23 protein-coding genes are annotated in these 25,791 nt (G+C 61.3%); 6 read left to right on the forward strand and 17 right to left on the reverse strand.

The window, feature by feature from the left end:
* Positions 1-41: 41 nt before the first annotated feature.
* From ACN0SD_RS02890 to ACN0SD_RS02900, 3 genes are all read right to left on the reverse strand, one after another.
* The gene (locus ACN0SD_RS02890; protein WP_417806703.1) at positions 42-1,703 is read right to left on the reverse strand and encodes an amino acid ABC transporter ATP-binding/permease protein; all 1,662 of its coding nucleotides are present in this window, start codon (positions 1,701-1,703) and stop codon (positions 42-44) included.
* Entirely contained in the window at positions 1,700-3,382 is a 1,683-nt protein-coding gene (locus ACN0SD_RS02895) for an ABC transporter ATP-binding protein/permease (protein WP_417806704.1), read from the reverse strand. Before ACN0SD_RS02895 ends, ACN0SD_RS02890 begins: the two co-directional genes overlap by 4 nt.
* Before the next feature lie 170 nt (positions 3,383-3,552).
* A complete protein-coding gene (locus ACN0SD_RS02900; protein WP_417806705.1) occupies positions 3,553-3,825 on the reverse strand; it encodes a glycine zipper 2TM domain-containing protein in 273 nt (90 codons plus the stop codon).
* Between the two features lie 173 nt (positions 3,826-3,998).
* On the opposite strand from ACN0SD_RS02900, the gene ACN0SD_RS02905 reads away from it, so the two are divergent.
* Positions 3,999-5,612, forward strand: a complete 1,614-nt coding sequence (locus ACN0SD_RS02905) for an ArnT family glycosyltransferase (protein WP_417806706.1) — start codon at positions 3,999-4,001, stop codon at positions 5,610-5,612.
* 68 nt (positions 5,613-5,680) lie between these two features.
* Here ACN0SD_RS02905 and ACN0SD_RS02910 read toward each other — a convergent pair whose 3' ends face one another.
* A complete protein-coding gene (locus ACN0SD_RS02910; protein WP_417806707.1) occupies positions 5,681-6,856 on the reverse strand; it encodes a S1C family serine protease in 1,176 nt (391 codons plus the stop codon).
* A gap of 166 nt (positions 6,857-7,022) precedes the next feature.
* On the opposite strand from ACN0SD_RS02910, the gene ACN0SD_RS02915 reads away from it, so the two are divergent.
* Together ACN0SD_RS02915 and ACN0SD_RS02920 are read left to right on the forward strand one after the other, a co-directional pair.
* On the forward strand, positions 7,023-7,697 hold the full coding sequence (locus ACN0SD_RS02915) for a winged helix-turn-helix domain-containing protein (RefSeq protein ID WP_417806708.1): 675 nt from the start codon (positions 7,023-7,025) through the stop codon (positions 7,695-7,697).
* Positions 7,694-9,064: a sensor histidine kinase gene (locus tag ACN0SD_RS02920; RefSeq protein ID WP_417806709.1), complete on the forward strand. Its 1,371-nt coding sequence runs from the start codon at positions 7,694-7,696 to the stop codon at positions 9,062-9,064. The genes ACN0SD_RS02915 and ACN0SD_RS02920 overlap by 4 nt, the downstream gene beginning before the upstream one ends.
* Before the next feature lie 84 nt (positions 9,065-9,148).
* Here ACN0SD_RS02920 and ccrA read toward each other — a convergent pair whose 3' ends face one another.
* Positions 9,149-10,441 (reverse strand): crotonyl-CoA carboxylase/reductase, encoded by a 1,293-nt coding sequence (gene ccrA, locus ACN0SD_RS02925; protein WP_417806710.1) that lies wholly within the window; start codon positions 10,439-10,441, stop codon positions 9,149-9,151.
* 294 nt (positions 10,442-10,735) lie between these two features.
* Here ccrA and ACN0SD_RS02930 point away from each other — a divergent pair, with 294 nt between their 5' ends.
* From ACN0SD_RS02930 to ACN0SD_RS02940, 3 genes are all read left to right on the forward strand, one after another.
* Positions 10,736-12,709 (forward strand): protein meaA, encoded by a 1,974-nt coding sequence (locus ACN0SD_RS02930; protein WP_417806711.1) that lies wholly within the window; start codon positions 10,736-10,738, stop codon positions 12,707-12,709.
* Between the two features lie 176 nt (positions 12,710-12,885).
* Positions 12,886-14,430, forward strand: a complete 1,545-nt coding sequence (locus ACN0SD_RS02935) for an ATP-dependent DNA helicase (RefSeq protein ID WP_417806712.1) — start codon at positions 12,886-12,888, stop codon at positions 14,428-14,430.
* A 53-nt stretch (positions 14,431-14,483) separates the two neighbouring features.
* Positions 14,484-15,215, forward strand: a complete 732-nt coding sequence (locus tag ACN0SD_RS02940; protein ID WP_417806713.1) for an SDR family oxidoreductase — start codon at positions 14,484-14,486, stop codon at positions 15,213-15,215.
* On the opposite strand, the gene ACN0SD_RS02945 is transcribed toward ACN0SD_RS02940, so the two are convergent.
* From ACN0SD_RS02945 to ACN0SD_RS03000, 12 genes are all read right to left on the reverse strand, one after another.
* Complete coding sequence (locus tag ACN0SD_RS02945; protein ID WP_417806714.1) at positions 15,212-16,021, reverse strand: TIGR02186 family protein; 810 nt, start codon at positions 16,019-16,021, stop codon at positions 15,212-15,214. The genes ACN0SD_RS02940 and ACN0SD_RS02945 overlap by 4 nt on opposite strands.
* On the reverse strand, positions 16,021-16,938 hold the full coding sequence (locus tag ACN0SD_RS02950) for a sulfite exporter TauE/SafE family protein (protein ID WP_417806715.1): 918 nt from the start codon (positions 16,936-16,938) through the stop codon (positions 16,021-16,023). The genes ACN0SD_RS02945 and ACN0SD_RS02950 overlap by 1 nt, the downstream gene beginning before the upstream one ends.
* 78 nt (positions 16,939-17,016) lie before the next feature.
* Positions 17,017-17,817 carry a purine-nucleoside phosphorylase gene (locus ACN0SD_RS02955; RefSeq protein ID WP_417806716.1) on the reverse strand — a complete coding sequence of 267 codons (801 nt, stop codon included), beginning with the start codon at positions 17,815-17,817 and terminating at the stop codon, positions 17,017-17,019.
* Entirely contained in the window at positions 17,801-18,766 is a 966-nt protein-coding gene (locus tag ACN0SD_RS02960) for an ABC transporter permease (RefSeq protein ID WP_417806717.1), read from the reverse strand. The genes ACN0SD_RS02955 and ACN0SD_RS02960 overlap by 17 nt, the downstream gene beginning before the upstream one ends.
* Positions 18,767-18,769: 3 nt before the next feature.
* On the reverse strand, positions 18,770-19,867 hold the full coding sequence (locus ACN0SD_RS02965; RefSeq protein ID WP_417806718.1) for an ABC transporter permease: 1,098 nt from the start codon (positions 19,865-19,867) through the stop codon (positions 18,770-18,772).
* Entirely contained in the window at positions 19,867-21,396 is a 1,530-nt protein-coding gene (locus tag ACN0SD_RS02970) for an ABC transporter ATP-binding protein (protein ID WP_417806763.1), read from the reverse strand. Before ACN0SD_RS02970 ends, ACN0SD_RS02965 begins: the two co-directional genes overlap by 1 nt.
* 68 nt (positions 21,397-21,464) lie before the next feature.
* Complete coding sequence (locus ACN0SD_RS02975; protein WP_417806719.1) at positions 21,465-22,454, reverse strand: BMP family lipoprotein; 990 nt, start codon at positions 22,452-22,454, stop codon at positions 21,465-21,467.
* Between the two features lie 153 nt (positions 22,455-22,607).
* Entirely contained in the window at positions 22,608-23,033 is a 426-nt protein-coding gene (locus ACN0SD_RS02980) for a GNAT family N-acetyltransferase (protein WP_417806720.1), read from the reverse strand.
* Positions 23,033-23,686, reverse strand: coding sequence for a tRNA (adenosine(37)-N6)-threonylcarbamoyltransferase complex dimerization subunit type 1 TsaB (gene tsaB / locus ACN0SD_RS02985; protein WP_417806721.1), 654 nt, complete (start codon positions 23,684-23,686; stop codon positions 23,033-23,035). The genes ACN0SD_RS02980 and tsaB overlap by 1 nt, the downstream gene beginning before the upstream one ends.
* Positions 23,679-24,239: a NifU family protein gene (locus ACN0SD_RS02990; protein WP_417806722.1), complete on the reverse strand. Its 561-nt coding sequence runs from the start codon at positions 24,237-24,239 to the stop codon at positions 23,679-23,681. The genes tsaB and ACN0SD_RS02990 overlap by 8 nt, the downstream gene beginning before the upstream one ends.
* A 70-nt stretch (positions 24,240-24,309) precedes the next feature.
* Positions 24,310-24,765, reverse strand: coding sequence for a universal stress protein (locus tag ACN0SD_RS02995; RefSeq protein ID WP_417806723.1), 456 nt, complete (start codon positions 24,763-24,765; stop codon positions 24,310-24,312).
* A 58-nt stretch (positions 24,766-24,823) separates the two neighbouring features.
* Positions 24,824-25,690, reverse strand: coding sequence for a branched-chain amino acid aminotransferase (locus ACN0SD_RS03000; protein ID WP_417806724.1), 867 nt, complete (start codon positions 25,688-25,690; stop codon positions 24,824-24,826).
* Positions 25,691-25,791: the final 101 nt, after the last annotated feature.

Consider the following 25,791-nt stretch of genomic DNA (forward strand, 5'->3'; position numbering starts at 1 on the left):
GGGGTTTGTAGCCTTTTGAGGCGATTCGTCGCAGCGTTGACTTAAATCAAGGCAACTTCGCGACTGGCAAAGGCGCGGTCCGGGCTGCGGTGCGACACGACGATGATACCTGAGTCGGGTAGCAGTTGGCGCAATCCTTGCAGGGTTGCGCGCGCTGTTTCGGGATCAAGACCTTCGGTCGGCTCATCAAGCAGCAACACATCGGGGCGACGCAAAGCGGCCCGCGCCAGCGCCAAACGCTTGGCCTGACCGCCCGATAAGCCCGCCCCGCCTTCGCCCAAAAGCGCTGCAAAGCCGCCGCGGGCATTGATCACCTCATCAAGCGCGACCGCGTGCAGGGCCGCGCGCGCGTCGTCTTCGGGCAGCGACGTGCCTTGCGGCAAGGCCAGCGCAAGATTTTCACCCACCGTCCCGCCGATCAACTGGCTGCGCTGCGTTACCATCGTCAGTTGCTCACGCAAATTTGCTTCGGGCCATTGCGCCATCGCGACGCCGCGCATCTCAAGCGTGCCTGAGCTGGGCGCAAGCAGCCCCGCCAGCACTGCCAGAGCGGTCGATTTTCCCGCTCCCGATGGGCCTGTTAAAAATAGCGTTTCTCCAGGGTGCAGATCGAAGTCGAGGTCCTTGAACACCGGTTCCTGCGCGCCCGCGCGCGTAAAACTAAGGCCTTTCGCGCGTAAAAGTGGAGCACTCGGCATAGGCGTCGGACGCGTGGTGGCATCGGGGCGCGGTGGTGTGTCGCTGAGGTCGAGAACCCGCGCGCCCGCTTCTTGCATCCGCCCGATCTCGGCCATCCCACGGCGCAGCAGCATCAGCGACTCTGCCAGTGCCAGCGCAACGAACAGACCGATAGCGGCGCGCGCAGACGTGATTTGCCCTGCCGCCGCCATCTGGCCCCCGATTGCCAAGGCAGCAGCCCCTGCCAAGGCTGCAGTCGCGCTGATCACGGCACCGATGCGGCGATCCAATGCCTCAAGATTGCGCCGGGCAATCGCTTCGGCGTTGATCTCGGCCAATGCGCGCGCGGTCTGGGCGCGCAACTGACCAGCCACCGTTAGGTCGGCCCGACCGCGCATCAATTCCAACGCATGGGTGCGGATCGCTTGCAGCGCGGTTTCCGCCGCGCGCGCATCCGATCGCGCCGCTCGCGCCACCCAGATCAACCCGCCACCGCCACCGATCAGATAAATCACGAAGACCGCCAAGCCAATCGGCAGCCCCTCAAGCCACCACAACATCAACAGCGCGGAAACCTGCACCATTCCACCCGCCAAGAACGGCAGCGCAAGGCGCAGCAGCAACCCGTCCAGCGCATCAACATCTGAGGTGATCCGGTTCAGCGCCTCGGCGCCGCGCAGCTTCGCCTGATCCTCATGCGGACGGCGCGAGACTCCGTCCATAAGGGCCAGCCGCAGGTCGGCCAAGGCGCGCAAAGTCGCATCGTGGGTCAGCACACGCTCGCCATAGCGCGCAACCGCCCGCCCCAGAGCCAGCCCGCGCACGCCTGCGGAGGGCTGGAAGAAATCAAACCCCAGACCAATCCCAGCGACCCCGGCAACAGCGGCCGCCGTCACGAACCAGCCTGACAGACCCAGCAGGGCCGCCCCCATCGCAAGCACCAGAAAGGACAGGGCCAGGCCGCGCGAGAAGGCCTTCTTTTGTTGCGCGATAAGGCGCTCGATCAAGGTCAAAAGCACCTTCATGGCGCAGCCTCCAGCGCAATCGCGCGATCTAGCGCGCTGACCATGGCGGGGTCGTGGCTTGCGACAATCAGGGTCACGCCACGCGCGCGCAGGCCGACCAGCCCGGCGATGACTTTGGCGGCGGTGTCTGGGTCGAGATCAGCGGTCGGCTCATCGGCCAACAGCAAGGGACGATGGGCGAAATGCGCGCGCGCGATCAGCAAACGGCGTGCCTCGCCACCGGAAACACCCCCGCCCATATCACCGAGTCGCGTCTCCAGCTCTTCGGGTAGCGAGGCCACGATCTCGCCCGCTGCCGCCGCATCAAGGGCCGCGTAGATATCGCCATCCTGACCCAGCGTGATCAGCTGGCGCAGGGTCATATCGGCAAAGCGCGGGGTTTGTGGAATCCAGCCCAAAGCGGCGCGCCAATCATCGGCGCTGGCATCATCCAACCTTGTGTTGCCAAGCGTGATTTCACCCGCCTCGGGCACGATCAATCCGGCCAGTGTGGTCAAAAGCGTGGTTTTTCCGGCCCCCGAAGTGCCTGTGATCGCCACCGCTTCACCGGGTTCAATCGCGCCATCGGGCATCGCAATGGGCGTGGCCCCTTGGGCGGGACGGATTTGCAACCCGGACCAACGCAGCGTGCCACTGGCCAAGGGCTGCCCGCTGCCACCCTGACCCAACATTTTGCTGGCTTTCGCGATCTCGGTCTCGGCGCTGTCCAACTCGCCCGCCACCGCCAACGCGGCGGCGCGGTCATGCCAAGCGGCGGCCAGATCGCGCAACGGTTGAAAGAATTCGGGCGCAATCATGAGCAGGAAAATCCCGGTCGCCGGGGTCATCGGCGTGCCCCAAGAGCCAAATTTCATCCAGCCAATCAACGAAAAACCCACATAGACCGCGACCATCGCCACGCCAATCGCAGCGAACAGCTCCAGCACCGTCGAGGACAGAAACGCCACGCGCAACACCGCCATCGTGCGGGTGCGCAAATCGTCTGTCTTGACCTCTAGATCCGCGCGAGAACGAGCCTCGGCGCCCAGAAGTCGCAGATCGGTGATTGCGGCGATGCGGTCGATCAGCAGCTTGTTCAGCGCTCCGATCTCGACCATCTGACGCTCCGAGGCGTCTTGCGCAGCCATCCCGACCAGCGCCATGAACAGCGGGATCAGCGGCCCGGCGACCAAAAGGATTATCGCGACGGCCCAGCTTTGCGTCAGCGCGATCAGGATAAAGGCAAGCGGCACGATGCGGGCGCGAATAAATGTCGGTTGATAGCGAGTCGCCCAAGGGCCAAGGGCTGCAAGTTTTTCAGCCATAAGCGAGGCGGTTTGCGAGGGTGAAAGGGCTGCGGCCCCCGTGGCCTGTAACACGGCATGTTCAATCAGATGGGTTCGGGCGTTCGTCAAGATTGCCTCGGCGGCATCCGCGCTTAGTTTTAGCGCCATCCAGTCTAAAACAATGCGCACCAATGCGAGGGCGATGAACCCGGCAGCTCCCATCAGTGGCGACAGAGGCGGCGAGACGCCCGGTGCCACCAGATCCCCCAGCACCAACCCGACAAGGGCTGCTTGCGCGGGCCAGATCAGCGCCGCAAGCACCGACAACCAGCCAGCAGCCTTCAAGCGGCGCGTCTGCGGGGCGGCCACGCGCGAAAGGATTTCTTTGGGCGTGAGCGGGGTCGTTTCGGTCATCTCGTTTCCTGCGCTTGGGCTGCCAGATAGCGGGCTACCCGGCACGAGGCAATGGCCCTGCGACAATCGGCGCAACAGCGCCAAACAATAAAAAACCGCCCGGACACGAGGCCCGAGCGGTGTTTTCGAGGGTTACCAGTCTCGAAAACGATGAACTCTTTAGAGGGGTATCAGCAGGGTGCGATGTATTCGCGCCCGTAGGCATCACGATATCGACACTGCCCCGGTTGGTTCGCTTGCCCGATGAGTGCTCCGGCGACACCGCCAGCAGCGGCACCAAGGGCCGCGCCCTTAATGCGGTCGCCGTCTTTCGACACAGCGGCCCCCAATACGGCACCGGCGACAGCGCCAGTTGCGGCAGATTGATTTTGCGAGGTCCCCTGAGTCCCCTGACAAGCCGCAAGGCCCGCCACAAGCGGCAGAACGAGAAGGATTTTCTTCATGCGAATATGTCTCCCAATATTTTACGCGTCTCCTTATAACGCTTTTGCGGGCAAAGGTGTTCCCAAATATTTTACGCATGTTTCAGATGCGCAAGGGGTCGCGGGCTTGACAGTCGCGGGGATAGTTGCGTCAAGCATGTCTGACGTTAAAAGCCAGTAAGGAAGTTTTGCCAATGACCTCCAATTCCGGACGTGTGACGCTGACCGGTGCGCTGGTGATATTTGCGCTGTTTGCGACGGTGCTGATGATGATGCGTCCGCTGATGGCGATTGACGAGACGCGCTACCTGACCGTGGCATGGGAGATGTGGCAGGGGGGCTCAAAATTTGTGCCCCATCTCAATGGCGAGGTTTATTCGCACAAGCCGCCGCTGCTGTTCTGGCTGGTCAATCTGGCATGGATGGCGTTTGGGCAAAGCGAATGGGCGGCGCGGTTGGTGGCCCCTGCTTTTGGGTTGCTGTCGGTCTATCTGGTCGCGCGTCTGGCGCGGGCGATGTGGCCCGATGTGCCTGAACGCAGCGGTCTGGCGGCGCTGATCCTTGCGACCTCGGGGTTGTTCCTACTGTATGGCTCGACCACGATGTTTGACACGATGCTCAGCGCGGCAACGCTGATGGGCATGCTGTCGATTTGGTCGTTGCAGCGCGGGTTACGGCTTGGGCCGGTGATCGGGTTAGGAATAGCGTTAGCGCTTGGCGTGCTGGCGAAAGGCCCCGTGATCTTGGTGCATGTCATGCCCGCCGCGCTGTTGATGCCGCTTTGGGCGGCGCGTGAGGGGCGCGTGGGGATCGCAGGTTGGTATGGTCGCATCGCACTGGCTTTCGCGATTGCGCTGGGATTGGTGCTGATTTGGCTGGGGCCTGCGGTGATCCTTGGCGGTGCGGAGTACCGCGAGCAAATCCTGTGGAAGCAAAGCGCGGGCCGGATGGTTCAAAGCTTTGCCCATGGTCGCCCCGACTGGTTCTTTATCGCGCTGCTGCCGCTTTATCTCTGGCCGTGGGGCTGGAGCCGGGCAGGGCTGGCGGCGCTGAAACCGACGCGGCTTTGGGCAGATGCCGGCGCGCGGATGGTGAGCATTTGGGCGATTGCGGCGCTGATCGCGTTTTCGCTGATTTCGGGCAAGCAGGCGCATTATTTGCTGCCTGAGATGCCGGCGCTTGCGCTGTTGCTGTCGGGGATGGTGCCAACGGCCGAGCCGCGCCGCCGTGTCTGGCGTTTGGGATGGTTGCTGCCCGGGCTCGGCGTGGCAATTGCGGCGGCGGCGGTGCCTTTTGGCGCGTTTTCCGATCTGCCTGAAGGCACCGGGTCTTGGCTGTTCTGGATCATCGGCTTGGTGGTTCTGGCGCTGGCCGCGCTGATCGTGTTGCGCGCCCATGCCGGTTGGCGCGCCGAGGCGTGGGCCGCGCCGCTTGCTTTGGTGGCGATACAGGCGATGGTCTGGCCAATCCTCTGGCCGATTTACGATCCGGCGCCATTGGGCGCGCTATTGGCGGCGCATTCGCAACATGGGGTGGCCACAACCGATGTGGGCTATGCGGGGCAATTCTCCTATGCGGGGCGCTTGCAAGATCCCATTCAAGTGCTGGATAACAGCGCCGATCTGGGGCGCTGGATGGCGGCGCATCCGGGCGGTATCGTGCTGGCGCCCAGCGAGATATCCGATGTCGAAGGATTGGGCCAGATCGCCGAGCGGCATTTCCGTCAACGCGATTGGCGGATCTATCAGGTCGCCTTGCCCGCGGATCCTGCGTCGACAGATGCGCCAGCGCCCGACGCCGCGCAATAAATTCCGTACAAAAGATCACGCCCGCAACGCAAGGCTCCGGGCGTGACACTGCTATCGACAGGCTCTGATTATCCCGCAGAGTTATCGGTGGGCCGCTCTTCCAGCTTGACGGAGAGGGTGAGTGGCTTGTTTGCGCGCAGCAAAGACAGCTGCACCGTGCTGCCCGGATTATCCGAGCCAATCACGCGCGTCAGATCGCGCGGCGCTTTCATTGGCTTGCCATCGACCGCCACGATAATATCGCCGCGTTTCAGGCCCGCTTTCTTGGCGGGCGTGTTGTCGCTGACCTCGGCCACCAGAACGCCTTCGGGCTTATCCAAGCCCAAAGCCGCCGCGATATCAGAGCTGACCGGCTGGATCGAGACACCCAAGAAACCACGCTTGACCGAACCGTCATCTTGCAGATCGGCCACCACGGTCTTGATCGTATCCGAGGGCACCGAGAATCCGATCCCGACCGAGCCACCCGTGGGCGACAGAATCGCGGTGTTCATTCCGATCACTTCGCCGTTGTCGTCAAATAGCGGGCCGCCCGAGTTGCCTTTGTTGATCGCGGCATCGGTCTGGATATAGTTGTCAAACGGGCCCGATTGCAGATCGCGACCCAGCGCCGAGACGATCCCGGTCGAGACCGACGTGCCAAGCCCGAACGGGTTGCCAATTGCGACTACGGGCTCTCCGACCTGCGCCTGAGCGGAATCGCCAAAGCCCACGGTTGTCAGGTCTTTCTTGGTATCAACCTTGATCAGCGCGATATCGGTGGCCTTGTCTTCGCCGATGACCTTGGCGTCCGCCGTTGAGCCATCCGAGAAGGTCACTTTCACGGTGTCTGCACCGTCAACGACATGGGCATTGGTGACGATGTAGCCGTCTTTTTCGATGATAAAGCCGGTGCCAAGTCCGGTGATTTCAGGGCGTTGCGCTTGCTGACCCTGCCCTTGGCCCTGACCTTTCCCGTTCTGATCGCCGGGCATCGGAATGCCGAAACGGCGCGAGAAATACTCGTAGGGGAAACCCCCGGGCATGCCCATCTGGGCCATTTCCTGATCATTCGCCTTTTTCTTGATCTCGATGGTCACCACGGCGGGCATCACCTGTTTGACCAAGTCGACGGTATTGGTGAAGGTCTCGGCGGCCGCCATGTTGGGCACCAGCACCAGACCGCTCGTCGCAAGCGATCCTGCGCCGATCATCGCCGTTGCGGCCAACGTGCGTAGCAAACTGACTTTGCGAATGTCCTGCATTTTTCTCTCCTTGTGTCAGGGATGCCCCGTATCTAGCGCGCAAGCCTGTCGGGAACTCTGCAAGAAGATTGCAGCGGTGTAATCCTGTTCACCTTTGGGAGAGCGGGGCGTGACTTGTGGCCAAACAGCCGCCATTTAGATCGCAGATCACAGGGAAGCCGCGCGGATGAAGCTATTGTTAATCGAAGATGATGCGACCACGGCCGATTATGTCGCCCAAGGCTTGCGCGAGGAGGGGCATCTGGTCGATGCGCTTGCCAATGGGCGCGACGGGCTGTCTCAGGCGCTGGGTGGTGAATATGACGTGATCATCGTTGACCGGATGTTGCCGGAACTGGACGGGTTATCGATTGTGCGTGCCGTGCGCGCGGCCAAAATTGCCACGCCGATCATCTTTCTGACCGCGATTGGCGGGGTCGATGACCGGATCGAGGGGCTGAATGCGGGCGCGGATGATTATCTTGTCAAACCCTTCGCCTTTGGAGAGCTGTCAGCGCGCCTCACGGCCCTCGCGCGCCGCCCGCAGACACAGGCCGAACAGGTGGTGCTGGAGGCGGGCGATCTGCGGATGGATCTGATCGCGCGTCGTGTAACGCGGGGGGGGCAAGAAATTGACCTGCTGCCGCGCGAATTTGCGCTGCTGGAATTTTTATTGCGCCGCAAAGGGCGGGTGCAGACGCGCACGATGCTACTGGAAGGGGTGTGGGATTTGAACTTTGACCCGCAAACCAATGTTGTCGAGACCCATATTTCGCGCCTTCGTAACAAGGTGGATAAACCCTTCGATCGCGATCTGATCCACACCGTGCGCGGTGCGGGTTATCGGATTGAGGGCGGATGACGGGGCGGCTTAATCGCGCGGCGATCCTTGCCTCGACGCCGCTGCGTCAGGCGCTAGGGTTGATGGGGCTGGTCTTTGCGATTCTGCTGGTGACGCTGGGCTTTGCCTATGTTGCGCTGCGCTCATCGACCGAAGATGCGATCCGCGCCGATCTTAAACAGCAAACGGCGGTGTTTCAGGTCGCCGCCAACCCCGAGACGCTGTCAATCATCGTTTCCGCCGAGGCGCATGCCTCTGATCCCGCCGAGCGCGCGATTGCTTTTGTGCTGCCTGATGGTCGTCAAGTTGGCAATGTGCGGGTGGCTCAGCAGGACAATCAGTGGGTGGTGTCGCGCCATCCCGATTATGCGCCGCTGTCAAAACACGGCTATTACACGTTAAAACTGCCACTGGCGGGCGGGCTGCTGCTGATCGGGGAAAGCCGCGCTCCGATTGCCGAATTGACGTCGACATTCCTAGCGATCCTGATCTTTTCCTTCGTGCCCTCGGTACTGGTTTCGGCCGCCTATGGCGCTTGGGCCGGGATGCGCGCGCGCCGCCGGGTCAGCGCGATTGAGGATACGCTGGACGATCTGACGGAGGGGCGTTTGGACGCGCGCGTGCCGGAAACGGCGATCAAATCGGCGCGCGGGGACGATCTGGCACGTATCGGCTCGCGGTTGAACCGGATGGCGGAGACGCAGGAATCGACGGTAGAGGCGTTGCGGCAGGTTTCGGCAGATATCGCGCATGATCTCAAGACCCCGATGCAGCGTGTTTCAGTGCTGCTGGCGCAGTTGCGCGCGGTGTTGCCCGAAGGCGGCAAGGCGCATCAGATTGCGGTTCGCGCTGGTGATGAAACCGAGGGTGCGGTGGCGGTGTTTCATTCCTTACTGCAAATCGTGCAGATCGAAGCGGGCAGCCCGAAGACGCGTTTCGCGACGCTCGATCTGAGGGCGCTGGCCGGCGATATCGCCGAACTTTACGCCGCAAGCGCCGAAGAAGCAGGCGGGCAATTGGTCCTGCATGACAGCGCGCAGGATCAAGCGCGCGTGCTTGGGGATCGCGGACTTTTGGGGCAGCTCCTGTCGAACCTGATCGAAAATGCGATCCGTCATGGTGGTCCCGCGCCCCAGATCTGCGTTGAAGTCGCGCGCCGACCTGAGGCTGTGGTCTTGCGCGTGTGCGATCATGGCCCCGGCATCCCCGAAGCCGAGCGCGCGCAGGTTTTGCGCAGGTTGTATCGGCTGGAACGCTCGCGCACGACGCCTGGGAATGGGTTGGGATTAGCCTTGGTACAGGCGGTGGCCGGTTTGCACGAGGCCGAGTTGTCGTTGGCCGACAATCACCCCGGCTTGGTCGTGGAATTGCGGTTTCTCCCTGCTTAGGCATTGGCTGGGAGAGGGCGCCCCAAGCCCATGGAAAAACCCGCGCCTTTCGGTCGCGGGTTTTCTTGTCTCAAGTCGGCTCGCTTAGCGCTTGGGGCCAGCGTCCAACGCGTCCTCGAATGTGCGCAGGCCGGTCTTGGGGGCTTGCACCAGCACCGCCATATTGCCGGGCTTGTGTTCATTGCGCAGCATCTTGGTGTGGGCTTTTGGAATATCCGCCCATGGGAACACCTCGGACATGCAGGGGTCGATGCGGCGTTCCATCATCATCCGGTTGGCCGAGGCCGCCTGTTTGAGATGTGCGAAGTGGCTACCTTGCAGGCGCTTTTGGTGCATCCACATGTAGCGCACGTCGAAGGTGCAGTTGAAGCCCGAGGTGCCAGCACAAATCACCACCATGCCGCCCTTTTTCACCACCAGCGAGCTGACCGGGAAGGTCGCCTCGCCGGGATGCTCGAACACCATGTCGACGCTGACGCCCTTGCCGGTGATCTCCCAGATCGCCTTGCCGAATTTGCGCGCCTCTTTGAGCCACGCGTTATATTCGGGTGTGTTGACCGTGGGCAGTTGCCCCCAGCAGCTAAAGTCCTTGCGGTTGATCACGCCCTTCGCGCCCAGCGACATAACGAACTCGCGCTTGTCCTCGTCTGAAATCACACCGATCGCATTCGCGCCCGCCGCGTTGATCAGCTGGATCGCAAAGCTGCCCAGACCGCCCGAGGCGCCCCAAACCAGCACGTTTTGGCCGGGCTTGAGGTCATGGGGTTCATGCCCAAACAGCATCCGATAAGCGGTTGCCAACGTCAGCGTATAGCACGCGCTTTCCTCCCAAGTCAGATGCTTGGGGCGGGGCAGCAATTGCTGCGCCTGCACACGGGTGAACTGGCTGAAAGAGCCATCGTTGGTCTCATAGCCCCAGATCCGCTGGCTGGGCGAGAACATCGGATCGCCGCCGTTGCACTCCTCATCGTCGCCATCGTCTTGGTTGCAGTGGATCACGACCTCGTCGCCGACTTTCCAGCGGGTGACCTTGTCGCCGACTTTCCACACGATGCCCGACGCATCGGAGCCCGCAATGTGATAGGGTTGCTTGTGGCCGTCAAAGGGCGAAATCGGCACGCCAAGACCCGCCCAAACGCCGTTATAGTTGACGCCAGCGGCCATCACGAGCACCAGCACCTCATGGCTGTCGATTTCCCATGTGTCGACGACTTCGATCTGGAAGCTCTGCTCAGGCTCGCCGTGACGGTCCTGACGGATCGCCCAAGCATACATTTTCGCGGGAACATAGCCGAGCGGCGGCATTTCACCGATCTCGTACAGGTCCTTTTCGGGGGCGTCGTAGGGTGCAATCCCGGTATCTTGATCAAGGGCCATTGGCGTCTCCTGTCTAATCGTGCCGCACCGCAGAATCGGGCGGGGTTCGTCCAGAGGGATACGCATCGTCGCGCAACTTTGCAATCCCTGACGTTAGGTTTTTGTAATTTTATGTCTCCGCCGCTCGCGCGCCGTAGCGCGCGCGTTCCTATATAAGGCGAATCCCATCTCCGCAGCGTCAATGCGCCTCGCGCCGCAGCGCGGCGAATTGACAGGGTCACAAACTTCAATCTATGACGGGTCAACGCGCAACAATATTGCGCAATCTAGATTCGCCAGTTGATGGAGGCCGCCATGACCCAAGACGCCAAACCCGCCAAGGACAAGCCGTGGCTGTTTCGCACCTATGCAGGCCATTCCACGGCCAAAAAATCGAACGAGCTCTATCGCTCCAACCTGTCCAAGGGGCAGACTGGGCTGTCGGTCGCCTTCGATCTGCCGACACAGACCGGCTATGACAGCGACCACATTCTCAGCAAAGGCGAAGTCGGCAAAGTTGGCGTGCCAGTCTGCCATTTGGGCGATATGCGCGCGCTGTTCGACGATATCCCGCTTGAGAAAATGAACACCTCGATGACGATCAACGCAACCGCGCCTTGGTTGCTGTCGCTCTATATCGCCGTGGCCGAGGAACAGGGCGCAGATGTCAGCGCGCTGCAAGGCACCGTGCAAAACGATTTGGTCAAGGAATACCTCTCGCGCGGCACCTATATCTGCCCGCCCAAGCCCAGCCTTGCGATGATCACCGATGTCGCGGCCTACACGCGCGAGCATCTGCCGAAATGGAACCCGATGAACGTGTGTTCCTATCACCTGCAAGAGGCGGGCGCGACGCCCGAACAAGAGCTGGCCTTTGCGCTGGCCACCGCAATTGCAGTGCTGGATGACCTCAAGAAGAAGGTCCCTGCCGAGGCTTTCCCCGAAATGGTTGGCCGGATTTCATTCTTCGTGAATGCGGGCATCCGTTTCGTGACCGAGATGTGCAAAATGCGCGCCTTCACCGAGCTGTGGGATGAAATCACGCGCGACCGCTACGGGATCGAGGACGCCAAGTTCCGTCGCTTCCGCTATGGCGTGCAGGTGAACTCGCTGGGCCTGACCGAGCAGCAACCCGAAAACAACGTCTATCGCATCCTGATCGAGATGCTGGCCGTGACGCTCAGCAAGAATGCCCGCGCCCGCGCCGTGCAACTTCCCGCATGGAACGAGGCGCTAGGCTTGCCGCGCCCGTGGGATCAGCAGTGGTCGCTGCGGATGCAGCAAATCATGGCCTATGAAACCGATTTGCTGGAATTTGGTGATCTGTTTGAGGGCAACCCCGCCGTCACCGCCAAAGTTGAGGTACTCAAAGATGGCGCGCGCGCCGAGTTGGACACCCTTGATTCCATGGGCGGCGCGATTGCTGCGATCGATTATATGAAGGGCCGGTTGGTTGACAGTAACGCCGCTCGGATCAACCGGATCGAGGCCGAGGAAACCATCGTCGTCGGTGTGAACCGCTGGCAACAGGGCGAGCCTTCGCCGCTGACGGCGGGCGATGGCGGGATCATGGTGGTTGACCCCGCGATGGAGCAGGACCAGATCGACCGTCTGAACGCTTGGCGCGTCGAGCGCGACGAGGGCGCGGTGCAGCTGGCGCTGGGCGCGCTGCGCGATGCGGCCAAGGCGGGCGAGAACATTATGCCCGCCTCGATTGCTGCGGCCAAAGTCGGCGCGACCACTGGCGAATGGGCGGGCATCATGCGCAAGGTTCATGGCGAATATCGCGGCCCGACGGGCGTGTCGCGCAGCCCCTCAAACCAGACCGAGGGGCTTGAGGATATCCGCGAGGCCGTGGATGCGGCCAGCACGCAACTGGGTCGCCGCCTCAAATTCCTCGTCGGCAAGCCCGGCCTTGACGGGCATTCCAACGGCGCCGAGCAGATCGCCTTCCGCGCCCGCGATTGTGGCATGGACATCACCTATGACGGCATCCGCCTGACGCCGGAACAGATCGTTGCCAAGGCTATTGAGGATCAGGCGCATGTGGTCGGCCTGTCGATCCTGTCGGGCAGCCATATCCCGCTGATCGAAGAGCTGATGGATCGTATGCGCGCCGCCGGGTTGGATCATGTGCCCGTCGTGGTCGGCGGGATTATCCCAGATGAAGACGCCGCCCGGCTGCGTGGCTTTGGCGTCGCGCGTGTTTACACGCCCAAGGATTTCGAACTCAACCGGATCATGATGGATATCGTGGCGCTCGCCACACCGAGCGAGGCCGCAGCCTGAGATCGCCGGGGGTTTCACACCCCCGGACCCCCGTGGGATATTTCGATCAAGAGGAAGGGGTTCTGGCTTCCTCCTGACATAAATATCCCCGCCGGAGGCACCGCCATATACCATCACTTCCGATGATCGGAGTTTTCGCCCTTCCGCCCGCCACGGGGCGCGGATAAAGTCGCGCCATGACCTCCTCTGCGATCAAGTTTTCCGATGATCAGGCCGAAGCCTGGGATGCCGTGGCCGAGGCGTTGCAGGCCGCAGGTGTTGATATTCTCGAAGGCCATTTGCAGCCCGAGGGAGGCGGCAATCGCTTGCTGTCGGTGATCGGCAAGGCGGGCTCGGGCAAGACGCTGTTGCTGGCCGAGATGTATAAGGCGCTTGAGGCGGCGGGGGTTGATCTGGTCTCGGGCGATTTCGAGGGCAAACGCCGCAAGGAGCGGCGCACCCTTGCGATCCTTGCGCCTACTAACAAGGCGGCCAGCGTTTTGCGCACGCGCGGCGTGCCCGCCACGACGATCCACCGCATTTTATATACTCCCGTTTACGATCCTGAATATGAACGCATCGCGGAATGGTTAGCGGGGCAGGGCACCCGCCCCGATATCAGCCAGCTTAGCATTCAGGGCCTGACCGAGGAGTCGCTGGAACGCGCGCGGGCCTTTTACGAGATGCACAAGTCGATCCCCGGCGCGTTGGCCGCGGCGGGGTTGCGCGGGTCGGATTTCATCAATGGCTGGAAGCGGCGTGATGATCCGCTTGATATTGGATTTGTCGATGAGGCCTCAATGCTTGATGAGCGCCAGCTTGATGATCTGAAAGAGATTTTCCCGACGCTGGTGCTGTTTGGCGATCCCGCGCAACTGGCTCCGGTGAACCAGTCGGGGCAGATGGTGTTTGAACGCCTGCCCGATGAGCAAAAGCATGTGCTGCACCGCATCCACCGTCAGGCCGAGGACAATCCGATCCTCGATCTGGCACATATGCTGGGCGATGAAACCGTAACGTTCGAGGCGTTCGAGCGCGCAATCGAAGAGGCTGCTGCCAAGGATGATCGTGTGGTTTGGGCCGAGCGGGTGGAAAGCGATTTGATGGCGCGCTCGCCGGTGCTGGTCTGGCGCAATGCCACGCGGATCCGGCTGATCCATGCGTTCCGCGCCGCCCATTCTGCGCCTGCCGATATGTTGCTGCCGGGCGAGCCTTTGGTGTGCGACGGCATCGAGCTGCCGGTAAAGCACCGCAAGAAGCGCATCGACCTGGAGGCGCGCGGGCTGATCAAGGGGGCACAGGTGGTTTATCTTGGACCGGGCAACAAACCCGGTTTCTCTCGATTGCATGTGATGGGGGCTGAAGAGCCGCGCCTGTCGGCCGCCTCAATCATTAAGATTGAGATGCCCGATGCCGAAGAGCCCTTCATTCCCTATGCCGCGCGGATGGGGGCGGCGTTTTTGCATGGTGCGGCGGTGACGATACACAAGGCGCAGGGCAGTCAGTGGGAGGATGTGCAGGTTTTTGCCCCCGATATTTATGCCGCCTACCGTGCGGGGCGTATCGAGGCGGGCATTCCGCTGTGGAAGCGGTTGGCTTATGTCGCGATCACGCGGGCGCAGAACCGCTTGCTGTGGGTGGTGCGTGCGCGGCTCGCGCGGCCCTCGGCACCGCTGTCGATTGAGGATTTGCCAAAGGGCGGGGCGGCGCTGAAACTGGAAGCGCAGACGCAGGACGGCTAGCCTTGGATGCCTTCGGCGAGAGTATTTGTGGCCAGATGAAAAGGGAGCGCGCGATGGGTGTGATGGTGGTGACAGGCGCAAGCGCAGGGATCGGGCGCGCGGTGGCAGAAATGGCGCTGGCGCAGGGTTGGCAGGTCGCCTGTCTGGCGCGGCGGCTTGAGGCACTTGAGGATGTCGCGGCCAAGGGCGACGGTCTCGCTGTGGCCTGCGATGTCACCGACGCGGCAGAGGTCGCATCGGCGTTCGCGCGCGTGGTGGCGCGGTTTGGCCGGGTTGATGTGCTGTTCAACAATGCGGGCCTGTTTCCCAAAGCTGCGGTGCCCGACGAGATTGCGCTTGAGGATTGGAACTCTTGTATGGCGGTCAATTTGACGGGGATGTTTCTATGTGCCCGTGCAGCATTTGCGCAGATGCGGACGCAAGACCCGCAAGGAGGGCGGATTATCAACAACGGCTCGATCTCGGGGCAGGTGCCGCGCCCGCGCGCGATGGCCTATACTGTCAGCAAGCATGCGATCAACGGCATGACCAAGCAATTGGCGCTGGATGGGCGGCCCTTTGGAATCGCGGCGGGGCAAATTGATATCGGCAATACGCGCACGGAACTGGCGGCGCAGATGGAAAAAGGCGTGATGCAGGCTGATGGTTCGATCCGGCCCGAAGCGATGATGGATGTCGCAGAGGTCGCCAAAGCCGTGCTGCATATGGCCTCGTTGCCACAAGGGGCGAATGTGCTCAATATGACGGTGATGGCAAGCGCGATGCCCTTTGTCGGGCGCGGTTAGCGTACGAAGCGGAACACCGCCGCCGCCGCCCAGCCCGCGACCACCGCAAGCGCGAGCGCTAGGAGCCCGTAAAGCGCGGCGTGCTGATGGGCAAGTGCGTAAAGCCAGCGCTCCAGCCCGACTTTGCGCACTTCGATGGCGGATTGATAGCGATCCACCAACTGGCCGTCGCGCAGCAGGAAAATACGGGTTTTATAGGCCCCTTCGATCAGGTTCGCGGGCAGTTCGAAATCGGCGCGAAACAGAGTGTTGTCCACCAGACGCACGCCGCCGGTCTCAAGTTTATAAAGCCCCTGACGTTCGCGAATACGGATCATCGCCTCGGTGAAGGGTTTGGTGTCAGACACTTGAACTGGCCCGGAAAAAGCGCGCATCGCGAGGGGGATCGAAATGCGTTGCTGCACATCGATCCTTGGATCGAGAATATCCTGAAGTGGCCCGGAGGTCGCCACCGCATAATAGCTGGGCGCCGAGGCCACGCCAAGCGAGGCGGTGTTCACCCAGATCCCCAATTCGCGCGACTTGCGCCGGATCGTGATCGGGCCAAGCGGGCCTTCCAGCGTGACGATCACAGCGAGGTTGTCATTTGCGGGTTCAGGCGCTTCGCGTTTGATCGCGCCGTAAATCAGGATCTGGGAACCGTCAAAGGAGGTTGTGATGCCGATATTGTCGCGGCTAAGACCGGCGACGATTTGCTCGGACGGGCGTTGGGCCTTTGGGGCTGTGGCCTCTTGCGCCAGCGCGAATACAGGCGCCAGTGCCAGCACGAGCGCAAGGCGCAAGGGGCGAGTGAGGGCGCGCATCATCAGTGGCTCCCCGCTGCGATTGAGTAGAGGTCATGCGGGCGAATGACCAGATCTGCCCCCAGTTTCGCCGCAACCAGAATGACCAGAAGCGCCAGTAGAATACGCAGTTGTTCCGCCTTGAGCCGACCGCCCAAACGCGAGCCGATCTGTGCGCCCACCACGCCGCCTACGATCAGCAGCAATGCCAGCATCACATCGACCGTCTGGTTGGTGATTGCGTGCATGAACGTGGTAAAAGCCGAGACGAACAGGATCTGGAACAGCGAGGTTCCGATCACCACTTTGGTCGGCATATTCAGCAGATAGATCATCGCCGGGACCATGATGAACCCGCCGCCCACGCCCATGATTGCGGCAAGGATGCCCACTACGACGCCCACGATCAGTGGCGGGATCACCGAAATATACAGCCCCGAGGCGCGGAACTTGAACTTGAACGGCAGATTATGCGCCCACGTGTGTTGATTGCGTTTCTTGCGCGCGCCGCCGCCCTTTTTCTGGCGACGCATAGTGCGCACGGCCTCTTGTAGCATCAGCAGGCCGATTGAGCCGAGGAACACCACATAGCAAAGCTGCACCGCAAGGTCGATTTGGCCAAGCTGTGTGAGTAGGTTGAAGACCCAGATTCCGCCTGCAGATCCAAGGATCCCGCCCACCAGCAGCACCAGCCCCATCGGAATGTCGACGGCTTTGCGCTTGAGTTGTGCCAGCACGGCAGACACCGAAGAGGCTACGACCTGATTGGCCCCCGTTGCCACGGCCACCGCAGGCGGGATGCCGATGAAGAATAGCAACGGCGTGATGAGAAACCCGCCGCCCACGCCAAACAGACCCGACAACAGCCCGACGACGCCGCCAAGGCCCAGCAGGGTATACATGTTGACCGAAATCTCGGCGATGGGCAGGTAGATTTGCATTCAAGGCACCTGCGGGGGAAGGGTCGTTCCTGTTTGCCTGTGGCTAGGGATCAAGTCAAACCCCCGCCGCGCGCGCGATCACATCTGTTGCAGATATCGTCGCAAAACGCGTTCCAGCTTGGCCGCACCCATCGGGGCGATGGCTTTGGTCTGTTCGTGGCTGATTTGTTCATCAGCCATGCCCGCACCCATATTGGTGATGACCGACACCGCAGCCACGCGCAGCCCTAGGAAACGCGCAAGGATAACCTCGGGCACGGTGGACATGCCCACAGCGTCGGCGCCAAACACCTTGGCGGCGCGAATTTCGGCAGGCGTTTCAAAGCACGGGCCGGAGAACCAGCAATAGACGCCTTCGGGCAGTTCGATCCCTTCGGCCTGCGCGGCTTGCGCCAGCCCTGCGCGAATGTCGGGGTCATGCGCTGCAGTCAGCGGCACAAACCGCGCATCCGAGGGTTCACCGATCAACGGGTTGTTCCCCGAGAAGTTGATATGATCGCTTAGCATCATCAGCCCGCCGGGGCCGATATCTTCGCGCAAAGACCCGGCTGCATTGGTCAGCAAAAGCTGCTCGCAGCCCAGTTCACGCAAGATTTCCAGCGGCAGGCGCATCTCGGCGGGGTTGCCATGTTCATAGTAATGCACGCGCCCGCCAAACACCGCGACGCGCACGCCTTCAAGGTCGCCTATCACCAGCTTGGGTTTGTGACCCGACACGCCCGCATGGGGAAAGCCCGGCAGGTCGGCATAGGGAATGGCAACGCCGTCCACCTCTTCGGCGAGATGGCCAAGACCCGAACCAAGGATCAGCCCCAAAGTGGGTGGCGCATCGCCCGCGCGGGCTCGGATCAGATTGGCAAGTTCAGCGCTCTTTGACATAGGGCTGGCCTCCGGCACGGGGGGGGATGGCCTTGCCGATGAAGCCGGCAAGAATGACAACGGTCAGGATATAAGGCACGGCCTGCATGAACTGGATCGGCAGGTTCACGACGCCCAGATCGATATTGGGATAACGGTTCGAGATCGCCTCAAGCAGGCCAAACAGCATCGTTGCACCAAGGGCCGGCACTGGACGCCATTTCGCGAAAATCAGCGCGGCGAGTGCGATGTAGCCCCGCCCGGCGGTCATTTCTTTGACGAAACCGGCGGCCAAACCGGTCGCGAGATAGGTGCCCGCAAGACCCGACAACACGCCGGTAATCGCCACCGCCGTATAGCGCAGCCGGATCACCGACACGCCCGCCGTGTCCACCGATTCCGGGTTCTCGCCGACCGCGCGCAGGCGCAGGCCAAAACGGGTGCGGAACAAAACCCACCACGTCAGCGGGACCATCGCAAAGGCGACGTAAACCAAAATTGTGTGCCCTGAGAGCAGGTTGGCATAAATCTGGCCGATAACGGGCACGTCCTTAACGGCGTCGGCTCCGGGCAGGGTGATTGGTTCAAACCTAGCATTTCCAGAGAGCTGCGGTGTGCGCCCGCCCTGCTGGAACCAACTTTGCGCGATTAGCACGGTAAAGCCCGAGGCGAGGAAGTTCACCGCCACGCCTGAGATCAACTGATTGCCGCGGAAGGTGATCGAGGCAAGGCCGTGCACCAGCGTCAGGCTCATCGCGCCGCCGATCCCTGCGACAAGGCCAAGCCATGCCGATCCGGTGACCGCTGCGACCGCGCCAGAAAAGAACGCGGCCATCAACATCTTGCCCTCAAGCCCAATGTCGAAAATCCCGGCGCGTTCGGAGAACAGCCCCGCAAGACAGGCTAGCAACAGCGGCGTGCCAAGGCGAACGGCGCTATCGAGAAGCTCGATAATGGTTGCGAAATCCATGGCTCACGCCTCCTTTCGGGCTTTGGCGCGCGCGACGAAAAAGCTTTCGATTGGCGCGCGCAGCATGTTGTCAAAGGCCCCCGTGAACAAGATCACTAGCGCCTGAATCACGGTGATCAACTCGCGCGGGATCGTGGTTTCCAGTGCCAGTTCGCCCCCGCCTTGATAGAGAAAGCCGAACAGCAGTGCGGCAAGAAACACGCCAAACGGGTGATTGCGCCCCATCAGCGCGACCGCGATGCCGATGAAACCCGCACCCTCGACCGAGTTCAGCACAAGGCGGTGGCCCGTCCCCATGACGTTGTTGATCGCCATCAGACCCGCCAGCGCCCCCGAGATCAGCATCGCCGCCATCACGATTTTCACCGGCGAGATACCGGCGTAACGCGCCGCCGATTCCGAGCGCCCAAAGGCACGGATCGCATAGCCCAGCTTGGTACGCCAGATCAGTCCCCAGACGAGAAAACACGCCAGCACGGCGATGAAGAAAGAGATATTCGCTGGTACCGATTTGCCGAAGAACTGGCCGATCAAGGGCATGTCATGGAAGGTCGGTAGGTATGTGGTACTGGCGAAACGCGCGGTGGCTGGGTCCATCGAGCCACGCGGGCGCAGCACGTTGACTAGCATGTAATTGAGCAGCGACGCGCCGATAAAGTTGAACATGATCGTAGTGATCACGATATGGCTGCCGCGTTTCGCTTGCAAATAGGCCGGGATCGCCGCCCAAGCCGCACCAAACAGCGCGCCCCCGATCATCGCCGCAAGCAGTGCGATCGACCAATGCGGCCACGGGAAGGCCAGACAAACCAGCGCCACGCCAAGACCACCAAGCGTCGCTTGACCCTCGCCGCCGATATTGAACTGGCTGGCGTGATAGGCGACCGCCACGGCCAGCCCGGTAAAGATGAAGTTGGTCGCGTAAAACAGCGTATAGCCCCAGCCATAGGGCGAGCCCAAAGCACCATTCACCATCACCTTGATCGCCTGCACCGGGTTCTCGCCGATCAACAGCACGACGATGCCGGAAATAACGAAGGCAATTAGCAGGTTGAGCAGCGGGATCAGCCCCACGTCGATCCATTTCGGGGTCTTTTCCATTACGTCGCTACCCCTGCCATCATCAGTCCCAGCTCTTTTTCGTCGGTGTCTTCGGGCAGGCGCTCGCCCATGATCTGGCCGTCAAACATCACTGCGATCCTGTCCGACAGCGCGAAGATTTCATCCAGCTCGACCGAGACCAGCAAGATCGCCGCGCCTTGATCGCGCAGCTCGAGGATGCGTTTGTGGATGAACTCGATCGCGCCGATATCGACGCCGCGCGTGGGCTGGCCGACCAATAGCAGGACTGGGTCGCGCTCAATCTCGCGCGCTAGAACGATCTTTTGCTGATTGCCGCCCGAAAAGCTTTTGGCCGGCAAGGTCGGGATCGGCGGACGGACGTCGAAACGCTCCATCGCCGAGGCGGTGTGTGCGATGATCCCGGCATTATCCATCACAAGGGCGTTCTTTTGATAGCCCGGGTCAGAGTGGTAGCCGAAAATCATGTTCTCCCACGCCATGAAATCAAGGATCAGCCCCAGATGGTGACGGTCCTCGGGGACGTGTGCGATACCGCGCGCACGCCGCGACTGGCCATCGGAATGCTTGCCCGTCAGGTCGATCTTGTCGCCATTGATGCGGATCGTGCCGGTGCCGTTGGCAAAGCCGCCCAGCACTTTCAGCAACTCGGACTGACCGTTTCCAGCCACGCCGGCAATGCCCAGAATCTCGCCCGCGCGGATGTTCAGAATGATGCCCTTGAGCCGCTCAACCTTGTCTTCGTCGATGACGCGCAGATTCTCGACTTCGAGCACCGTCTCGCCCGGTTTGGCTTTGGTTTTCTCAATGTCGAGCAAGACCTTACGCCCCACCATCAGCTCGGCAAGTTGCTCGGGCGAGGTTTCCGATGTCTTCACCGTTGCGGTCATCTCGCCGCGCCGCATCACCGAAACTGTGTCGGTGATTTCCATGATTTCGCGCAGCTTATGGGTGATCATGATGATCGTCTTGCCTTCTTTACGAAGGAAATCGAGGATGCGGAATAGGTGGTCGGCCTCGTCCGGTGTCAGCACGCCGGTCGGCTCGTCCAAAATCAGAATATCGGCTTGGCGATAGAGCGCCTTGAGGATTTCCACGCGCTGTTGGTGGCCAACGGACAGATCTTCGATCTTTTCGTCAGGATCGACGTTTAGCTCATATTCCTCGGCCAGCCGTTTAAGCTCTTTGCGGGCCTTGGCCAGCGAAGGGCGCAATAGCGCGCCGTCTTCGGCTCCAAGGATGATATTTTCCAGAACGGTAAAGTTCTGCACCAGTTTGAAATGCTGAAAGACCATGCCGATTCCGGCGCTGATCGCGGCCTGACTATCGGGAATCTGCGTGCGCTGGCCCTTAATCCAGATCTCGCCCTTGTCAGCCTTGTAAAAGCCGTAAAGGATCGACATCAGCGTGGATTTTCCCGCGCCGTTTTCACCGATGATGCCGTGGATCGTGCCGGGCATAACGCGGATCGCGATGTCTTTGTTGGCCTGCACCGTGCCAAAGGCTTTCGAGATGCCTTTCAGCTCAATCGCGGGCACTTCTGCGGACATGCCTGTATCTTTAGCGCCAAGGGCGGCAGTTGCCTGCCGCCCCGCGTTGATTTTATCTGCCTCGCTCATCACTTAACCGGGCAGCTGTCGTCCGACATGTAATCATGTACTTGGATCTTACCCGAGGCGATGTCGGCCTTGGCCTGATCTACTGCAGCAAGCATTTCCGGGGTGACCAGTGCCTTGTTGTTGTCGTCGAGTGCAATAGCCACGCCGTCATCGCCAAGGCCCATTTCCTTTACGCCCGGCTTGATGTCGGCACCTTCCTTGAAGGTATTGTAGACGGCGGTGTCTACGCGCTTGAGCATCGAGGTCAGAACCTGCCCCGGGTGCAGGTAGTTCTGGTTGCTGTCCACACCGATCGACAGAATTTTTCCGTCAGCGGCAGCTTGCAACACGCCGATCCCGGTGCCACCGGCGGCGGCATAAATCACGTCTGCGCCTTGGCTGATCTGGGCTTTGGCGATCTCGCCACCCTTCACCGGGTCATTCCATGCCGCCGGAGTCGTGCCAGTCATGTTCTGGATCACTTTCGCATCCGGGTTGGCCGCCTTGACGCCTTGTACATAGCCGCAGGCGAATTTGCGGATCAGCGGAATATCCATGCCGCCGACAAAACCCACGGTGCCGGTTTTCGAGGCCATACCAGCTATCAGGCCAACAAGATACGAACCTTGCTCTTCTTTGAAGACGATGGATTCGACATTGGGTTGATCGACGACCATATCGATGATCGCGAATTTGGTGTCGGGATAGTCTGGCGCTACCTGGTTGAGCGTGTCACCGAAGGCAAAACCGGTCATCACGATCGGGTTAGCACCCGATTCAGCCAGCTTGCGCAGCGCCTGTTCGCGCTGGGCTTCGGACTGCATTTCCAGTTCCTTGTATTTGCCGCCGGTCTCATCTGCCCAACGTTTGGCACCGTTATAGGCCGCCTCGTTAAAGCTTTTGTCGAACTTGCCACCCAGATCATAAATGATCGCAGGTTCGGCAAGCGCGGCGCCTGCGCTCAGCGCAAGCGTGGCTGCGGCGCCAAGAAACTGTTGGAAAAGGGTCATCGAACACTCCCGGTTATTATGGCCATTTCGCATAGGCCTGTTGGCGGGCCTCGCATGGGTCCGCGTACCCCTGAATTTGGGCAGAGCTTGCCAAGGGGGTCAAGCGACAAAATGGTGCTGACGTAGGGGAGGGCTACAAATTTGATTGATTGGTCAGCCTTCAGCGCCGTCAATGGGCAAAACCATGATGATCGCGTCGCGCCGGGTGCCGTCGGAGGAGTTATAATAGGCTTTGCGCCGCCCCGATTCTATCCATCCTGTCGCGAGATAGAGCGCGCGCGCGGCGATGTTGTCATCGGCCACTTCCAGAAACGCGGTTTGCGCCTCATGTGTTTTCACTTCTTCGTGGAAGGCTGCCACCAATGCGCGTGCAATACCGGCGCGGCGTTGATTGGGGTCCACGGCAAGAGTCAGCAGCTCGGCTTCACCCGCAATCACGCGACCCAGTAGAAACCCGCCCGGTTCGGTGAGCAAGAAAACGCCCCGCGCATGCAGGAGCGTGTCGAACTCAGCCTGCGACCAAGGGCGCGGCGTTGTGAAACAAACGGCGTGCAGTTGGGCAAGTGCGGCGGGTGTCATCAGTCCAAAATCACCGGCGGCGGATCAGAGGGTGGTGCCGCGTCGGCAGGTTGCAAATATAGCGGCGCGGGGCGCAGGCCCGGTATCAACTCACGCAGCGCGGCGATGCGTGCGATGCCTTCGGCAGGCGGGAAAGCGGCGGGGCTGACGGTTGCGCCGAGGGCTGCGGCGGCGTCCTCGGCGGCGGAACCGATACAGGTGAGACCCGGCTCCGCCCAGTCGACGGGTAGCTCGGCGATTTCGCAAAGTTGTAATTCGACCGGGCGCGCCAGTCTGTAGCCCTCAAAATACCCGCGCGCGCGCGGTGCGGCAATTGCGGCAAGCACCGGGCCTTGGCTGGCATGGGCTGCGGCCTCTAGGCTGGAGACACCGATAGCGGGGATCTTCAGGCTCAGCGCCAGCCCACGTGCCGCTGAAACCCCAATGCGCACGCCGGTGAAATTCCCCGGCCCGATGCCCACGCCAATGCGTGCAAGATCGCGCCAGTTTGCGCCCGCTTCAGAAAGCAGGTCTTCAAGCAGAGGCATCAAGCGTTCAGCTTGGCCGCGTGTCATCTCTTCTTGGCGCGCGGCGAGACATTGCTTGCCACATAGCAAAGCGGCCGCGCAATGCGCGGCCGATGTATCAAAGCCGAGTATCAGCGGCTCACGCATTGACCGGGCGGACCTCGGTCACTTCGGGAATGTAGTGACGCAGCAGGTTTTCAATCCCCATCTTCAACGTCAGCGTCGAAGACGGGCAACCCGCGCAGGCACCCTGCATATGCAGATAGACCACGCCGCGTTCGAACCCGTGGAAGGTGATATCGCCGCCATCTTGGGCCACAGCCGGGCGCACGCGCGTGTCCAGCAATTCTTTGATCTGGGCAACGATGGCACCGTCCTCGCCGTCATGGTCTGCATGACCCGAAGGCGCAGCCTCGCCCTCGATCACCGGCGCGCCGGATTGGAAGTGCTCCATGATCGCGCCAAGGATCGCGGGTTTCGCGTGATCCCACGTAGCGTCTTCGGCCTTTGTCACGGTTACAAAATCGGACCCGAAAAACACGCCTGTCACACCGGGCACGGCAAAGATACGCGCAGCCAGCGGCGATTTCACAGCGGCCTCAGCCGAGGGAAAATCAGCGGTGCCTGCCTCCAGCACGGTTTGACCGGGCAGGAACTTCAGCGTTGCGGGGTTCGGGGTCGTTTCGGTCTGGATGAACATGACTGGCCTCCTTGGCGTGGGGCATATATGCGCCTTCCGAGTGAAACAATCAAGTATTCGAGCGGTCAACTCAGGTGATCTGCTCTAGCTTTTCTTTTGACATCTCGCCGGGCACCACGGTCAGCGGGCAGGGCAGCGACCCGGCCTGTTTTGTCATCTGCGTGACCAACGGGCCGGGGCCGGATTTGCCAGTTCCCGCGCCCAACACAAGCACCCCAATTTCAGGATGCTCACTGATGACGTCAAGAATTTCCGCGCAGGGATCGCCTTCGCGGACCAGCAGTTCAGGGTCTACGCCCTGACGGTCACGCATCCATTTTGCGAAGACCTCGAAATGAGCCTCGATGCGTTCGCGGGCCTCTTCGCGCATAATCTCGCCCACGCCGATCCAATGTTGGTATTCCTCAGGGGGAATCACCGAAAGAATCAGCACACCGCCCCCGGTATGGGACGCGCGCATCGCCGCAAAACGCATCGCGTTGAGGCATTCGCGGGTATCGTCAAGAACGACCAGAAACTTACGCATTTTTCCTCCGGGCTCGCGGCGCGATCATCGCGCGGGAGGGTCGCTTTGGCAACCGCGCTTACAGCGGTGCGCCAAGCGCCCAATCCCAATAGGCTTCACGCGCCGCTTTCGTCAGCGGGCCGATCTCATAGCGGGTGTCGTCAAAGGCAGCAACCGGCGTGACCTTGGCGAAATTGCCCGACAGGAAGACCTCATCAGCCGCGTGGAAATCATCAAGCGTCAGCACCGCTTCATGCACCGCGAAGCCCGCCGCGCGCAGGTTCTTGATATGGCGCGCCCGAGTGATCCCGGCAAGGAACGTGCCATTGGCAATCGGCGTGAAAAGCTCGCCATCGCGCGCCATAAAGACGTTGGCCGTGGCGCTTTCCGCGACATTGCCGTGGGAATCCTGCACCAAAGCATTGCCGAACCCTTTGCGCTGGGCCTCAACCAGCATCCGCGCGTTGTTGGGATAGAGGCAGCCCGCCTTGGCGTTGCACACGTTGTCGGCCAACACGGGGCGACGGAATTGCGTGGTGGTCAACGTGGTTGCCGCGTTCGGATCGGGCATCGCGACCTCTTCCAGACACAGCGCAAACCGCGTTTCCCCCAGCTTCGGCGCAACGCCCAGATCCGAGCCAGCAATCGCCCAATACATTGGACGCACATAAACGGCGGCGTCCTTGGCGTATTTGCGCAAGCCCTCGCGGGCGATCTCGACCATCTCGGCAGGGTCGATCGTCGGCGTGATCATCAGCGCCTCGGCCGAGCGGTTGGCGCGCGCGCAATGCAGATCGAGATCGGGCACCAGTCCGTCAAACAGCCGCGCGCCGTCAAAGATCGAACTGCCTTGCCACAGACCGTGATCAGCGGCGCGCATGACGGGAATGTCGCCCTCGTGCCAGCTACCCTCGAAATAAGTGCGGATATTCGTACCGAATGCCATGAGACCCTCCTGAAGTCGGCGGAGAGAACCACCCCACGCTCGCGCTGTCCAGAGATGCGATTGTATCGGTGTCAGGGGAATCGGGGTCGCGCGCTCACGAT

Source organism: Thioclava sp., from assembly GCF_048263065.1.
Classification (GTDB): Bacteria; Pseudomonadota; Alphaproteobacteria; order Rhodobacterales; family Rhodobacteraceae; genus Thioclava.

What these genes read in the sequence shown, in the direction of transcription:
- ACN0SD_RS02890 (WP_417806703.1), bottom strand. Translation starts at nt 1,703, where the DNA reads ATGAAGGTGCTTTTGACCTTGATCGAGCGCCTTATCGCGCAACAAAAG.
- ACN0SD_RS02895 (WP_417806704.1), bottom strand. Translation starts at nt 3,382, where the DNA reads ATGACCGAAACGACCCCGCTCACGCCCAAAGAAATCCTTTCGCGCGTG.
- ACN0SD_RS02900 (WP_417806705.1), bottom strand. Translation starts at nt 3,825, where the DNA reads ATGAAGAAAATCCTTCTCGTTCTGCCGCTTGTGGCGGGCCTTGCGGCT.
- ACN0SD_RS02905 (WP_417806706.1), top strand. Translation starts at nt 3,999, where the DNA reads ATGACCTCCAATTCCGGACGTGTGACGCTGACCGGTGCGCTGGTGATA.
- ACN0SD_RS02910 (WP_417806707.1), bottom strand. Translation starts at nt 6,856, where the DNA reads ATGCAGGACATTCGCAAAGTCAGTTTGCTACGCACGTTGGCCGCAACG.
- ACN0SD_RS02915 (WP_417806708.1), top strand. Translation starts at nt 7,023, where the DNA reads ATGAAGCTATTGTTAATCGAAGATGATGCGACCACGGCCGATTATGTC.
- ACN0SD_RS02920 (WP_417806709.1), top strand. Translation starts at nt 7,694, where the DNA reads ATGACGGGGCGGCTTAATCGCGCGGCGATCCTTGCCTCGACGCCGCTG.
- ccrA (WP_417806710.1), bottom strand. Translation starts at nt 10,441, where the DNA reads ATGGCCCTTGATCAAGATACCGGGATTGCACCCTACGACGCCCCCGAA.
- ACN0SD_RS02930 (WP_417806711.1), top strand. Translation starts at nt 10,736, where the DNA reads ATGACCCAAGACGCCAAACCCGCCAAGGACAAGCCGTGGCTGTTTCGC.
- ACN0SD_RS02935 (WP_417806712.1), top strand. Translation starts at nt 12,886, where the DNA reads ATGACCTCCTCTGCGATCAAGTTTTCCGATGATCAGGCCGAAGCCTGG.
- ACN0SD_RS02940 (WP_417806713.1), top strand. Translation starts at nt 14,484, where the DNA reads ATGGGTGTGATGGTGGTGACAGGCGCAAGCGCAGGGATCGGGCGCGCG.
- ACN0SD_RS02945 (WP_417806714.1), bottom strand. Translation starts at nt 16,021, where the DNA reads ATGATGCGCGCCCTCACTCGCCCCTTGCGCCTTGCGCTCGTGCTGGCA.
- ACN0SD_RS02950 (WP_417806715.1), bottom strand. Translation starts at nt 16,938, where the DNA reads ATGCAAATCTACCTGCCCATCGCCGAGATTTCGGTCAACATGTATACC.
- ACN0SD_RS02955 (WP_417806716.1), bottom strand. Translation starts at nt 17,817, where the DNA reads ATGTCAAAGAGCGCTGAACTTGCCAATCTGATCCGAGCCCGCGCGGGC.
- ACN0SD_RS02960 (WP_417806717.1), bottom strand. Translation starts at nt 18,766, where the DNA reads ATGGATTTCGCAACCATTATCGAGCTTCTCGATAGCGCCGTTCGCCTT.
- ACN0SD_RS02965 (WP_417806718.1), bottom strand. Translation starts at nt 19,867, where the DNA reads ATGGAAAAGACCCCGAAATGGATCGACGTGGGGCTGATCCCGCTGCTC.
- ACN0SD_RS02970 (WP_417806763.1), bottom strand. Translation starts at nt 21,396, where the DNA reads ATGTCCGCAGAAGTGCCCGCGATTGAGCTGAAAGGCATCTCGAAAGCC.
- ACN0SD_RS02975 (WP_417806719.1), bottom strand. Translation starts at nt 22,454, where the DNA reads ATGACCCTTTTCCAACAGTTTCTTGGCGCCGCAGCCACGCTTGCGCTG.
- ACN0SD_RS02980 (WP_417806720.1), bottom strand. Translation starts at nt 23,033, where the DNA reads ATGACACCCGCCGCACTTGCCCAACTGCACGCCGTTTGTTTCACAACG.
- tsaB (WP_417806721.1), bottom strand. Translation starts at nt 23,686, where the DNA reads ATGCGTGAGCCGCTGATACTCGGCTTTGATACATCGGCCGCGCATTGC.
- ACN0SD_RS02990 (WP_417806722.1), bottom strand. Translation starts at nt 24,239, where the DNA reads ATGTTCATCCAGACCGAAACGACCCCGAACCCCGCAACGCTGAAGTTC.
- ACN0SD_RS02995 (WP_417806723.1), bottom strand. Translation starts at nt 24,765, where the DNA reads ATGCGTAAGTTTCTGGTCGTTCTTGACGATACCCGCGAATGCCTCAAC.
- ACN0SD_RS03000 (WP_417806724.1), bottom strand. Translation starts at nt 25,690, where the DNA reads ATGGCATTCGGTACGAATATCCGCACTTATTTCGAGGGTAGCTGGCAC.